The organism is Segatella copri, assembly GCF_015074785.1.
Lineage (GTDB): Bacteria > Bacteroidota > Bacteroidia > Bacteroidales > Bacteroidaceae > Prevotella.
Genome location: NZ_CP042464.1, coordinates 1,506,213 through 1,519,611, shown reverse-complemented (window position 1 = coordinate 1,519,611; position 13,399 = coordinate 1,506,213). Strand labels below are relative to the sequence as shown.

Below are 13,399 nucleotides of genomic sequence, written 5' to 3'. Positions count from 1 at the left end.
ATGTGATATGGACAATATAGTTTGTAAAGTGGAAGCACTAGGAGGCACAATCTCTACTACTGATATTCCTCATATGGCAGAGTATAAGCGATTGTTGAGAGCTAAGGAACGTGGCGACTTGATCAAGTTGCGCCAGGGCATTTATGCTGTTCCGGAAGCCCTGCTGAATACAATGATAGATGTGGAGCGGATTGTACCTAAAGGTGTTGTGTGTCTATACAATGCCTGGGCTTATCATCAGCTTTCGACAACTGTTCCACCAGCTTTTTGCATTGCCATCGCCAATAAAAGGAAAGTAGAGATTCCTGAAACGCTTCCGATAGAATTGTATTATTGGAAGAAGGAGAATCTGGAGTTTGGCATTATGGAAGCAGAAATATCCGGTTTTCATGTTCGCATAACCGACTTGGAGCGAAGTGTTTGTGATGCAGTGAAATACAGAAACAAATTGGGGCTGGATGTTTGTGCGGAAGTGATTCGATCTTATCTGAGAAAGCCCAATCGCAATCTCACTCTTTTGCAGGATTACGCCAAACGCCTCAGAGTGTACAATACATTGAAAAATTATGTTGAAATAGCTATAGAATAAGATGGGAAAGAAAAACTACGGTAAGTCTGTTAAGACCCGCTTGCTCAATCTGATGAATGAGACAGGCTATAAATATATGTATCTCTTGGCAAGATATTTCAACGAGAGGTTGCTTTACAGAGTATCTGTAAGCCAATATAAGGACAATTTTTTGCTGAAAGGTGGCTCTTTGCTTTATGCTATGAACGGACTTGAGGCACGTCCTACAGTAGATGTTGATTTCATGGCAGATAGAATTAGCCGTGATAGGGATTTCCTTGCGCACGTGTTCCAGGAAATTTTGGGCATTGTATGCGATGAGGATGGAGTATCGTTTGATGTTAACAGCATTAAGTTGGAGCCTATAACTGTTGAAAAGAAGTATCCTGGCACAAGATTTTACTTTACGGCCCACATGGATACTATCTCTTACAACATGTCTGTTGACATTGGCTTTGGTGATGTTGTAACTCCGAATCCAACAACTATTGACTTCCCATTGCTTTTGCCTGACATTCCATCTGTGAACATACAGGCATATTCCTTGGAAACTGTTGTTGCCGAGAAATTCCATACGATGATAGACCGTGATGTGCTTAACAGTCGCATGAAAGATTTCTTCGACTGTTACCTACTCCTGACAAAGAGAGACTTGTCTGATGACACATTATATGATGCAATCAAGGCGACTTTCGACAATAGGGGACTTACATACAATCCCGAATTGCAGTTGTTTACAGAAAGTTTTGCGACAGACGCAGCACGTATAGTTCGCTGGAAAGCATTTCTGAAAAAGATTCAATGGAAAGAATCTCTTGATTTCAAGACTGTTATGGAAGTAATAAAGGAAAGGTTGCAGCCTATGGCTGAAAGATATTGGGGAAAGTAGTGCGTTGTGGAGTCGTCTCGCAAGCAGGAAACGCAGAAGAACCACAACCACCATTTCTCGGAGTGGCTTGAAGGCTCCGATCCCGATTATCATACCGCCCAGGATCTGTATTATAAGCTGGCGAAAAGGGATGGTTATATGAGAAGTATTTGAGAGAGGGGAAGACTATCTTACTTAGAGAGAGGTGGGGCATTCCCCAACCTCTCTCCAATGGAAACGTAATCTAAACTAATTCTTATTACATTACGCTATCCTCATTTAGAGATAGTCATTTCATTATAGTGTGCAGTTACACCCTCTTCTTGATTAATTTTAGATTTGCTAATTGTGCCGTTCTCTCTTTTTTAGCTTCAGCAATAGCGTCAATAGCATCATCCCAAAATCTATATCCCCATTTTTCAGAATATTTTTTTATGTATTCGATTACACTAGAAAATTCTAGTTTTAGATATTTATCTATAGTCGCATCTGTTATTACTTGACCATTAAAATATGGATTTGAATATGTATTAAATAATTCTTGTAACAAAATTAATTTACCGAAATATTCTTCTTCTTCGGTTGGTTCAAATAACATTACATCGTCTGGAAGTGGGTCATTAACCCATTCTCGCCCTTCTTCTTTGCATAGGTTAATGTACCATATTGCCCAATCAGGACTTTCCATAACGGCTAAGCCTGTTCTTCCAAACTCAATTCCGTTTGTAAACGAGTTTCTACAAAATTCAGCAACTGCCACTACGTCACCATATTTAACGTCAATAGCTTTAATCTCTTTGCGGCCTTTTACATCAGGCCATTTCAGTTTGTATTCCATTGTAAATTATTAATTTAAAATATTATTTATACTTATTATCAATACTCTGTTAATTCTTATGTAATCGATTGAAAATGAGAGAGTTAATTAACGTAATACAACTAATAAAATTTGGTTAAGTGGCTGATTATCAGTAACTTTATAGTTCTCTAAGCTCAAAGTTATATGACATCAGAACCACTCAACCAATATACGGAAATATGCAGAGATGCTATCAAAAGTTCATCTGCAAAGTTAAGCAAAACTTTCGAGAGTCTACTCTTGGAAATACTTTTATTGTACATGACGATACAAAGAAAGATAAATTTCACTCAAATGGAGCGTTACGGCACCCATTGTGAGCAGACCTACAGAACGAACTTCAACCGTGGTCGTGCTAAATGCATAGACTGGGTGAAGTTCAACCTTGCCCTATGCCGACGTTACTTGAATATGGATGGTCTATTGGCTATAGCCATCGATCCGAGCTACATCAGCAAGTCGGGTAAGAAGACTCCGCATATCGGTACTTTCTGGTCCGGTTGTGCAAGTTCCATGAAGCATGGGCTTGAAATCATGGGGCTTGCACTTGTCGATGTCCATGCCAACAGTTGCATGATGCTGCGCGCCCATCAGACTCCATCTACTGGAGAATTGAAAATGCGTAACATGACTCTCGTGCAACATTACATAGCGGTCATCAAGCGTTATAAGAAGGATTTGTTGAAGGTCACCGATATTGTTGTCGCTGACGCTTTCTTCTCTATCCGTCCGTTTGTGGACGGAATCAAAGAGTGCGGTTTCCATCTTGTCAGCCGCTTCAGGGATACTGCGAGCCTATATTATGTGTATACGGGACCTCGTTCCAATAAGCCTGGACGTCCCAAGACACTTGACGGAAAAATCAACTACAAGAAACTTGACCTCACACGTATGGCAGAGTTGCATATTGAAGGACTTGAAGGCACAGCCTACACACTCATAGCCTATTCAAAGGCATTGAAGCAGAAAGTGCGCCTTGTCATTTGGGTTATGCCGAACGGAAAACACAAGCTTTTCTTCTCAACAAAGACATCCATGTCGGGTGAGGAAGTGTTGCGCACATACCGCTCAAGATTCCAAATAGAGTTTTGTTTTCGCGATGCAAAGCAATATACTGGTCTTACGCATTGCCAAGCAAGACACAAGAACCAGTTGGACTTTTCCTATAATGCATCATTCGCATCACAGAATGTTGCGAAAGTGATGATGAAGGAAAATGAATTGCCGTATTCCATGGCTTCTTTCAAGGAGATTATGGCAAGCACATACATCGCTAAATTAATTTTCAACAAGTGTCGGAGAATACCGAACCGAAAGTTAATTAGTCATACTATCAAAGAACTCTTTGGCTGGCAACGTAAAGCTGCTTAGCCATTATCTCAAATTTTAACGAACTATTGTATTATGTTAACCATTAATTAGCTATGATTATACATAATGATAAAATCTTTCTATATATAGGACTCTTACTTTTTAAGCCACACCATTATTGCTAACCATCCATTCTGTGATGCAACTTTGTATGCACCAGGGCAACCCCTTTTAAAAGCACCACGAGACTCATACTTATGTGATTCTATGAATACATTTTCACGTGACCATTTATAATTATAGCTCTTTGGGCGCTTTAGCCATGTCATTTCTTCTATCCACCCATTATCTATAGAAGCCCTATAGGCACCAGAATTCCCCCATCTGAACTCGCTGCGTGAAGAGTATTTATGAGATTCATTCAATGTATTCTGCTTATTTTGCCAATAGCCCTTAGGCTTTACATTAGAAACGAACCAATTCATCTCTTCTATCCATTTGTATTTTACAGCTTTTGAATATGCAGTTGGCGCCATCTTTTTAAATTCCATTTTAGTTGAATATTTGGCACCTTCTTCGAATACACGTTCTTTTGTCCAATAGCCTTGTTCTCTCACTTTAGTTTTTATCCAACCTTAATTCCGCAACACTATAGTTTAATATTATTTATAAGTGCCTGAGCAACAAAAAAGTTACCCAGGATTTTGCCATGTCAGAATTTTCACTTACCTTAGTGTTGCGAAAAGAAGACAAGCAAAACTCTAATATGACATGGCAAAGATACAAATAAAATCTGAGAAACTCACTCCTTTTGGGGGAATTTTTTCGATTATGGAGCAATTTGATGCTCTTTTAGCTCAAACCATAGATTCCACCTTGGGATTGAGATGCACTATGTTTGGTTATCAATATAGCGAGATTCTACGCTCTCTGATGTGCGTATATCTTTGTGGTGGCTCATGCATTGAGGATGTTACAACTCACCTGATGAAACATTTGTCTCTTCATCCAACTCTTCGCACTTGCAGCGCAGACACCATATTACGTGCTATCGAAGAACTGACTTTTAAGAGCATCACCTATAAGTCTGCTTCTGGCAAATCCTATGATTTCAATACTGCAGACAAGATGAACTGCTTACTGGTCAATGCCCTGCTTGCTACTGGTCAATTGAAATCCGGTCAAGAGTATGATTTTGACTTTGACCATCAGTTCATTGAAACAGAGAAGTATGATGCAAAACCAACCTACAAGAAGTTCTTGGGCTATAGTCCAGGCGTAGCTGTCATTAACGACATGATTGTTGGTATTGAAAATAGAGACGGCAACACAAACGTACGCTTCAACCAAAAAGAAACTTTGGAAAGAATCTTCAAGCGATTGGAGGCTTCGGAAATATATATTTCTCGTGCCCGCATGGATTGCGGCTCATGTTCGGAGGAAATCGTAGATATGGTAGAGGCTCATTGCAGGCATTTTTATATTCGTGCCAACAGATGCTCTTCTTTCTACGATTCCATGTTTGCCTTAACTGGATGGAAAACTGTTGAAATCAACGGTATTGAGTTTGAGTTGAATTCTATCCTTGTTGAGAAATGGAAAGGAAAACCGTATCGTCTTGTCATACAGAGACAAAGGCGAATAGATGGAGACCTTGACATTTGGGAAGGCGAATATACCTACAGATGTATACTGACTAACGATTACAAGTCGAGTGCAAGAGACATCGTGGAATTCTACAATCTTCGTGGTGGCAAGGAACGCATCTTCGATGACATGAACAATGGCTTTGGCTGGAATCGATTGCCAAAATCGTTCATGGCACAGAATACTGTATTCCTGCTTATGACAGCTCTCATCAGAAACTTCTACAAAGCTATTATGCAGAGATTGAAAACCCATGAATTTGGATTGCGTGCCACCAGCAGAATCAAGACCTTTGTTTTCAAGTTCATCTCTGTTCCTGCGAAATGGATTAAGACATCACGTAGGCATGTATTGAACATTTACTCAGACAACAATGCTTATGCCAACCTGTTCAAGACAGACTTTGGTTAAAGACCATGCTTTTCTGGTTAAACCAGCGTATTACCTCAAGTCGCTTTATGGGGTAAGGGGATTTTGTGTCTGCGACATTTCTGTTGTGCAAGAAATATGTACAATAAAATGAATTTTGTCGCTTTGCAAGCAAAATCCCACTAAACCCTATAGGTTGCGGATTTGAGGTCCAAGGCATTTTTTCCCATAGATTGTGTTTTAATGCATAATCATACGCAGCATGACAACCTTTGCGGAAATCAGTTCTCGTTGAATACTTTTTAGATTCTTCTATGACATGTTCTTCATTTTGCCAATAACCTTGAACGGCTTGATCATGAGCTAGCCATGTCATTTCAGATTCCCATTTATGTTTCCTTGCAGAATAATGAGCAGCAGATGACTTCCAAAAGAATTCATTCCAAGTTTTATATTTCTTCGATTCTTCAAAGACATGTTCTTTTACATTCCACCAACGAGGCGGTTTTCTTTTGCTGTAGAACCAAGGAAAAGTTTCTTCATTCATCATCTTGTATTTAAGAGCTGCATCATAAGCACCTGCAGCTTTTGTAAAAAATTCTGTAGGCGTTTTATATTTTTCTGCTTCTTTTATTACTTTGTTTCTTGTCCACTTATATACGAGACTGCCCAAAGAGCCAATGTTCTCACCAGTAGCATTGATATTATTAAGCAATGTATAATGGAGAATATCTCTGTAATAAAGGGATTGTATTCGCTCTTCACGCTGTCTTTCTATGATAGTAAGTCCTTCTCTCAATATTTTATATTTAGGGACATCTTTACCTTCGTTTGCGAAATATTTAAACACAGAATCATTACTATTATTTCTGTGTTCGTAATCCCTGCGGTCAATATTGTTGGTGGCTCCTACATAAGCATATTTCTGGTCCTCATCAATATAAACATAAATCTTATGTATAGGTCCTTGTATGGCACGTTCATACCCCTTTGGCTGGAACCACGTCATTTCTATAAGCCACCCGTTTTTCCATGCGGTAGCATAAGCAGAAGGAGCCTTACGGCGAAAATCACTTTTATACTTATATTTTTTGGCTTCTTTGAAGACTGTCTCCTTATTTTTCCAATGCCCTTTTTTTATACGATTTGCTTTCTTTAGCCAAGTCATTTGATCTAGCCAATTGTTATCGCTTGCTGTCTTGTAGGCAAGGTAATTTGCATCACAAAACTCTTTTACTGATTCATAATTATGGGATTCCTCAAAGACATTTTCTTTGATTTTCCAATATCCATCAGGTTTGCGTTCTGCTTTCGCAAGCCAAGTCATTTCATCCAGCCATCCGTTTTCCTTAGCTAAATTATAAGCAGTATAACATGCTTCTCTGAATTCTTTTAAAGTTTTATACTTATGAGATTCATTAAAGATATTCTCTCTTGATTGCCAAAAACCACGTACAACCCTTGTTCTTTTAAGCCAAGTCATTTCGTCAAGCCACCCTTTTTTTCTTGCAACTGCATATGCTGACGCATTTTTGCGGTTGAAATCACTAAAGAACGAATATTTTTTTGATTCTTCAAAAACTGCATCTTTCGTCCATTTGTTTGGTTTTGGTGCAGGGTGAACCAACCAAGTCATTTCGTCTAACCAACCATTTATATATGCAATATGGAATGCGCCAGAACTCCCCTTTTTGAATTCTGATCTAGAAGAATACTTTTTGCTTTCTTCAAATACATTTTCCCTTGTCCACTTTCTTGCCATATCTCTATATTTTTTATTTTATCAAAGATAATTATTTGCTTGCAAAGATATATAAAAAATCCACAACAATGCAAATGATAGCGTCGTTATCAATGCATTTTAACTTTATTTATATGCTTATGCTATTTTGTGTGGCTTTTTATGGGTAGTTACATTATAACTAGTCTGTGTTTAATAATGTTAAGTTGAAACGTTATGGAACATTTTTTCTATCAAACTAGCTTGATTTTCAAAAAATGAATTACCTTTGCAGTGAGCTTTGTAGGGTGGTTTATTAACTGCTTCTAGAGCTTTCAATCGGTTAATTTTTAAAATTTCTACAACATAAGGTTGCAATTGTAAATAAACGTATTTTAATATGGATGACGATAGAAAATTTGAAATTTCTTCAGCAGTCGGTACTATAGTATTTTTTATTTCCTGCATTGGGATAGGTAGTTACGAAGAAGCTGTGCATGACGGCTATGAAAGCATTCATGAAAAGTTGCCTATGGAAACCGTCTTTACAAGTAGTTTGGTTACGGGGATAGTATTGGCTATAATAACATGGTTGATTGTTACTTTTGTGGATTGTCTCAAGAGGGCAAAAGAAAAAGATGAGTTAACAACATGGGGGCTTTTTAAGAAGGAAGTATTCTCTAAAAATACTTTGTTGGCATTAACTATTCTGATTGTCGTTTCAGTTCTAATTGCTTTTCTTGGAATATTGTTTATAGGCTTGGCTATTTTCTTTTTACCTCTATTGAAGGGAAAATTTAAATGATGGCAGGATTATTATTCTGCCATCAATACGACTCCAACCTTCACTCTTTTACCACAATGTGGGCAGAAAGTTTCTGTTTGAATGATAGGGTTCTCCAACTCAACCTCTTGTATTGGTTCAGCTTTATTATCATTTGCCGGTAATTCTTCTGCAGTGTCTTCTGTTTCAGAATAGAAAAGATCTGTAATGTCGCAGCCGATGGCCACCGCAATATCCTCCAGCTTTTTCACGGTAGGATTGCCTTTTATTATTGATGTCAAACTTTGAGGAAAGACGTTTAATTTTTCGCCAAGTTGAACTTGGGTCATATTATGATCAGCCAATGTTCTTTTAATATCTAGCTTTTTCATAATTCATACCTTGTTATATTATTATTTTCGTTTTCCAACTCCAAGTGTGATGATTGGGAGAGTTTCCCTATACGTCGTTCTTGTTAGTTGTATAATAGCATCAACATGAAGTGAAAGCTATAATGAATGCAAAATAAGCATTTCGGACTCAGTTTATCAATTCAAGTATGAATAGAGATTTATCATTTTAGTTTATCAATCTTATTTTTTGGCAAATCTGTTATTTGCATAACTGTTTCTATATCCATGCCAGCATCCAACATCTTTTTTGCTATTTGGAGAGCTTTCGAGTTTTTACCTTCCTCACGCCCTTTTTCCAAAGCCGTATCTATAGAGTTCTTGACATCACGATACGCCTTCAAACCAAAATCGGTAAGCAAGCTAATATAACGTTCTTCTATCCGTTTCATATCCATTTCCTATTAAAACGTTTAACTGAATTGTAGTGCAAAAATAAGCATTTTTTTCGAATTATAAATATTTGGAGTGTTAAAATGTTGGTTGTGGGGGTGATTTTTCCCAAGATTCCTACGATTTTTCCCAACGATGGGAAAAATGAGTTTTTTTTATTAGGAAAAGGGGAATGATTTTCTCTTTTTCTTTACTTTTGGCTCTCGTTTTCTTCTTCTTCTTACTTTTTCCCAAGAAATGCCCGATTTTTCCCAAATACGTGGTTTTTTCGGGGGAGTTGTGGGAAAGGGATTGTTTTGCCTTTGTTTTCGCAGTACTTTTGCAGCGTCGAAGAAACAAGACAACGCTGAAATGGTTTGGTGCTCTTGAAAACCTCTTCGTACATTATATATTATGTATACTCAGATTATGAGAGTAGTGCAGCAGGGCGAGACTTTCGCTGTGCAGAGTCAGAAAAGTGAGAACGGACAGATGATGAAATGCAACATCGTTCTCCAGGAGATGGGCGGCAAGTATGAGAACCAGTACGCTGCGGCAATGTTGGGCAATATGGCGCAATGTAAGTATGCTCCGGGCGAGCTGGTGGCGGTTACGCTCCGCTTTACTACCCATGAGCACAATGGTCAGGTTTATCAGGATATTCTGGTTACGGACATTGAAAAAGCTTTTTAAAGGTAAAAAGGTAAAAGGGTAAAAAGGTAAAAAGAACCTTAACCCTTTGCAATCACGTTACCATAAAGGGTAAAAAAGTAAAAAGGTAAAAAGGGAGGCTTCGCTTGGAGACTTATTGCGGAGATTCTTAGTTATTAACTGAGTTGAAACAGAGGAGGATTTTCCATGGTAAAGCGCGCAACAATCCGGATGTTTCTTCTCCTAAAAATTCAATTCAGATTATGGTTAAGAAAGTAAACAAGGTTCAGAACAATGCTCAGAATAATGTTCAGAACCAGCAGGTGAATAATAATGACTGCCAGCATGTGCAGTTGGGTGGAATGGCTTACTATGATGCTAAGCAGTATTTCCTCTTCAGTCCTCAGGAATCGGGGGTGAATAAGGTTCCTCGATTCCGTTCGATGGGCGTGGCTCAGCAAATGCCAGACGGAACGTTTGATTTCGTGGTTCAGCACCGCCTCAGAACTCAGTCGGAACTGATTAAGAAACTGGCTCATGGTCGTGTGAGCAAGACCAAGGACGGTGCTATTCAGCTCACCTTGAAGGTGTTTTGCCATGAGGGAATCAACATCGCCCAAACGCTGGCTGTTGAGGCAGAAGAAGGGGCTGAGGCGGTATTGGACTACCAACTGAAACATTAGGATTTTTGTATTCAACTTAAAACGATAAGTAGAAACAGATAGATGAGTTGTTATTTAATTAAGGTGGAGAACGGGCACAAGGTTGCCCGCTCCATCACCTCGGAAGAGGAGTATAAGCAGCTGCGTGGAAGCAACGAGCAGAAGGCGAATCTTCGCCTGGCTCGTGCTGGAAACGATGCTGCGAAACGGAGACTGGTACAGTTTAACTACTCCGGCCACTATCCGCAAGGGGTAGTGAAGGGAATGAAACTGCCAAGCGGTGCTTTCGGATTTGATATGGATGAGCCGGAGGCTTTTGCCAAGGCTGCCAAGCTACTGCTGAAGGAACCGGACAAGTACGGACTTCTGATGCTGGAACGCAGTGCACGACAAGGCGGACATGCGGTGTTTGAACGCGAAAAGGGAAAGACGGTTCTGGAGAATCAGGTGAGGATTGCTACGATGCTCAAGTGTGAAATGGATACTTCGGCTCACGACATTAACCGGGTTTATTTCACGACCACATCGGATGACGAAGATCTGCTATTCCTTTCGCCACGACTCTTCAAGGATGAATATGATGAGGCTGCTGTGGCTGCTGAAGGGAAGGTCCTGGAAGAACGTGAAAGATACGGACAGGAGGAACTGCCGGAAGGGGCGCACAAGGCAAACAAGCATTATGAGCCCTGGAAGGAAGAATTCAAGAAGGATTCTCAAGGGGTTTTTAAGGGTCAGGAATTTAAGAATTCGAGAAATTCTACTTCTGCTGCTTCAACTTCTGCTGCTTCATCCACTTCTGCTGCTCAGGACAATTATCTTGGGATTCCTTATGGGGAAATCATTAAGAAGTGGTGGCAACTGTATAATGATGGGCAGGAGCCGATGCGCTCTAACCGCAATACGCTGACTTTTGAACTGGCTGTGAACCTGCGCCACATCTGTGGTTTTGACCGCAATCTGCTGGCTCAGATTATTCCCTGCTACGATGGTTTTCCCGAGCAGGAAAAGATGGCTTGCATCAACTCGGCATTGAACGAGAAAATCACGCAAATGCCTAAGCGACTGAAGGATGTGCTCTCTGCCATCCGTCAGGAACGTATGAAGCAAGGAAATGCAGGTGGTGGTTCGGCGGCTGACAATGAGGCGCTGGTAAATGCGCTGGACGAAGCTAACGCCAAGGATGATCTGTTCTATTATAATGCGCTGCCTAAGTTGCCGCAAGGCATTCGGGATTCCATCATCGCAGTAGGTCCGGCACTGGCACTGCCTGTAATCACAGCCATCTGTCCTGCCATCGGAATGCTCGCAACGGGCGTGAAGGTTTCCGTTCATGGCAAGATGAACTCGCTGAACCTCATCTCCTACATCGCCGGAGATTTTGCATCTGGCAAGGGTAGTATTGACCCCGTGATTGACGCATGGACTTCGGAAGTGAAGGAAATGGACAAAATGTATCAGCAGAAGGAGGATGAATGGCGAGCCAAGAAACGTGCAGCCAAGAACAAGAAGGAGCAGCCGGAAGAGCCGAAACTGCCTGTAAGATGCTTGACACTGAACAATACGGTGGCAAATCTGGCTGAACGACTGGCGAACACAGAAGGCAAGCATGCCTTCTCGTTTACTCCGGAAGCTGACACCGTAGCGCAGAAGTGGAAATCGGCAATGAGCGACTTTTCAGTCATGTTGAGACAGGCTTACGACGGAACAAGCTATGAGCGTGAAGCAAGAAGTGCGGATGCAGTGAATGTTCATATAGACAGACTGTTATGGAACGTTGTGATGTGTGGAACGCCTGATGCGCTCTATCGTGTGGTAAGCAATTATACGGATGGTTTCCAAAGCCGTATCATCGTGGCAAAAACGCCCGATAATACCTTCACTCCTCTTTCTGACAACATGTATGTGATGAACGAACGTCAGCGCGACCGCATTATTCAGATTGCTCATCTTCTGCCTTTGCTGACCGGTGAGGTGGTTCTGCCGAAGCTGGAGGATAAGGGTAGGGAATGGCTGGAACAGATCAGACTGGAGACGATGAAAAATGACGACAAGGTGAAAGCCCGCCAGCGTTTCCGTATCTGTCCAACCACCATGAGAATGATGACCTGCATCATGCTCTGCAAGGTTCTGGAAACGCTGATTCAGAAGCATGGTTTCAATGGAGCCGAGAAACAGCTGAAGGAGTCGCCTGATTTGTGGAAGGGAATGCTCGTAAAGACGCAGACACCAGCTATGCTGAATGTCTTTGATGTGCTGGCTGATTATCAGTTGGATAATGCGCTCTACTTCTTTCGTAGCCGAATCGAAGAGGCTTTCTCATCAAAGGATTATTGCTGCCAATCTGCTTGGGACCGATGTCGTCGGGGTAAGAATGATTCCATCTTCGAACGTCTGGACGTAACCTTCACCTTCGAACAGGCTGAGCAGCAGAGCGTTGCTGTTAAGGGGGCAAGTGCCACTCATGAATCAGTGAAACAGATGCTGAAAAACTGGAAACGCCAGGGTTTAATCAGCGTATTGCCAGACAGACATTATCAGAAAGTTTCGCCTACCATATAATTTTTGGGGGTTATTAAGGGTCAAGGTCACTAAGTGTCATTAAGTTTTTCGGTGCTTAAATCAGGCTTAATGGCCGGCCTTGACCCAATTATTCATTATCAATTATTAATTGTAAATTATCATGAACATCAATATATTCCGCCGTCGCTTCACTCCATGGAGTGTGGATGGCACAATGGTTATAGGTGGCAAGATTTTCTGTGACACCTTAGAACGTCCTAACCGTCATTTGCCAGCAGGACGTTATAAGATTTCTCTCATTCCTACCAAGCAAAAGAAGGTGTCGGAGACAAAGAAGAAAAATAAGTATGAAAGAGGAAAATATGAAATTGTTATCAAGCCTGTTATTCTGTTAAGATCCCATTACGTGCCTCGTACTGTTAGGCGCAGAGCTCGCTTCGTGCCTGGCAACGGTCCGCTACGTCTGAGAAACAAGAGTATCATTCTGGGCAAGTCTCATTATACCGGAATCGTTACGCAATCAGAAGAATGCTATAATGAATTTTGCCAGTTGTTGGATGAGGAATTCAAGAGGATGAAGAAAAAGCATCTACCGTGCAGAATCAATCTGTTTATCAGGGATTGGGGTGTTGACGAAATCCCCCTTAATTATCTGCTTATTTTTCAATAATTAATATTC

14 protein-coding genes are annotated in these 13,399 nt (G+C 40.7%); 9 read left to right on the top strand and 5 right to left on the bottom strand.

Annotated elements, in window-relative coordinates; all coding sequences use genetic code 11:
* The first annotated feature begins 7 nt into the window (after positions 1-7).
* Together FO447_RS06755 and FO447_RS06750 are read left to right on the top strand one after the other, a co-directional pair.
* Positions 8-589 carry a type IV toxin-antitoxin system AbiEi family antitoxin domain-containing protein gene (locus FO447_RS06755; RefSeq protein ID WP_200758203.1) on the top strand — a complete coding sequence of 194 codons (582 nt, stop codon included), beginning with the start codon at positions 8-10 and terminating at the stop codon, positions 587-589.
* A 1-nt stretch (position 590) separates the two neighbouring features.
* Positions 591-1,457 carry a nucleotidyl transferase AbiEii/AbiGii toxin family protein gene (locus FO447_RS06750; RefSeq protein ID WP_200758202.1) on the top strand — a complete coding sequence of 289 codons (867 nt, stop codon included), beginning with the start codon at positions 591-593 and terminating at the stop codon, positions 1,455-1,457.
* 289 nt (positions 1,458-1,746) lie between these two features.
* Here the strand turns inward: FO447_RS06750 and FO447_RS06745 are convergent, their stop codons facing one another.
* Complete coding sequence (locus tag FO447_RS06745) at positions 1,747-2,274, bottom strand: hypothetical protein (RefSeq protein WP_200758201.1); 528 nt, start codon at positions 2,272-2,274, stop codon at positions 1,747-1,749.
* A gap of 165 nt (positions 2,275-2,439) precedes the next feature.
* Here FO447_RS06745 and FO447_RS06740 point away from each other — a divergent pair, with 165 nt between their 5' ends.
* Positions 2,440-3,666, top strand: coding sequence for a transposase (locus FO447_RS06740; protein ID WP_117664388.1), 1,227 nt, complete (start codon positions 2,440-2,442; stop codon positions 3,664-3,666).
* A gap of 95 nt (positions 3,667-3,761) precedes the next feature.
* Here FO447_RS06740 and FO447_RS06735 read toward each other — a convergent pair whose 3' ends face one another.
* Positions 3,762-4,223 (bottom strand): hypothetical protein, encoded by a 462-nt coding sequence (locus FO447_RS06735; protein ID WP_200758200.1) that lies wholly within the window; start codon positions 4,221-4,223, stop codon positions 3,762-3,764.
* Positions 4,224-4,377: 154 nt separating this feature from the next.
* On the opposite strand from FO447_RS06735, the gene FO447_RS06730 reads away from it, so the two are divergent.
* Positions 4,378-5,664 carry an IS1380 family transposase gene (locus FO447_RS06730; RefSeq protein WP_200756500.1) on the top strand — a complete coding sequence of 429 codons (1,287 nt, stop codon included), beginning with the start codon at positions 4,378-4,380 and terminating at the stop codon, positions 5,662-5,664.
* Here FO447_RS06730 and FO447_RS06725 read toward each other — a convergent pair.
* Positions 5,645-7,384, bottom strand: a complete 1,740-nt coding sequence (locus FO447_RS06725) for a GIY-YIG nuclease family protein (protein ID WP_200758198.1) — start codon at positions 7,382-7,384, stop codon at positions 5,645-5,647. The two genes, FO447_RS06730 and FO447_RS06725, sit on opposite strands and share 20 nt — an antisense overlap.
* A gap of 358 nt (positions 7,385-7,742) precedes the next feature.
* On the opposite strand from FO447_RS06725, the gene FO447_RS06720 reads away from it, so the two are divergent.
* Positions 7,743-8,147: a hypothetical protein gene (locus FO447_RS06720; protein WP_200758196.1), complete on the top strand. Its 405-nt coding sequence runs from the start codon at positions 7,743-7,745 to the stop codon at positions 8,145-8,147.
* Positions 8,148-8,158: 11 nt separating this feature from the next.
* On the opposite strand, the gene FO447_RS06715 is transcribed toward FO447_RS06720, so the two are convergent.
* Both FO447_RS06715 and FO447_RS06710 read right to left on the bottom strand, forming a co-directional pair.
* Positions 8,159-8,497: a helix-turn-helix transcriptional regulator gene (locus FO447_RS06715; protein ID WP_200758194.1), complete on the bottom strand. Its 339-nt coding sequence runs from the start codon at positions 8,495-8,497 to the stop codon at positions 8,159-8,161.
* Positions 8,498-8,679: 182 nt separating this feature from the next.
* A complete protein-coding gene (locus FO447_RS06710) occupies positions 8,680-8,907 on the bottom strand; it encodes a hypothetical protein (protein ID WP_200758192.1) in 228 nt (75 codons plus the stop codon).
* A gap of 394 nt (positions 8,908-9,301) precedes the next feature.
* On the opposite strand from FO447_RS06710, the gene FO447_RS06705 reads away from it, so the two are divergent.
* The 4 genes from FO447_RS06705 to FO447_RS06690 all read left to right on the top strand — a co-directional run bounded on the left by FO447_RS06705 (position 9,302) and on the right by FO447_RS06690 (position 13,390).
* A complete protein-coding gene (locus FO447_RS06705; protein ID WP_117695255.1) occupies positions 9,302-9,580 on the top strand; it encodes a DUF3127 domain-containing protein in 279 nt (92 codons plus the stop codon).
* 221 nt (positions 9,581-9,801) lie between these two features.
* Complete coding sequence (locus tag FO447_RS06700) at positions 9,802-10,221, top strand: hypothetical protein (protein ID WP_234699082.1); 420 nt, start codon at positions 9,802-9,804, stop codon at positions 10,219-10,221.
* Positions 10,222-10,263: 42 nt separating this feature from the next.
* A complete protein-coding gene (locus FO447_RS06695) occupies positions 10,264-12,759 on the top strand; it encodes a DUF3987 domain-containing protein (RefSeq protein ID WP_200758191.1) in 2,496 nt (831 codons plus the stop codon).
* A gap of 121 nt (positions 12,760-12,880) precedes the next feature.
* Positions 12,881-13,390: a DUF5675 family protein gene (locus FO447_RS06690; RefSeq protein WP_118063871.1), complete on the top strand. Its 510-nt coding sequence runs from the start codon at positions 12,881-12,883 to the stop codon at positions 13,388-13,390.
* Positions 13,391-13,399: the final 9 nt, after the last annotated feature.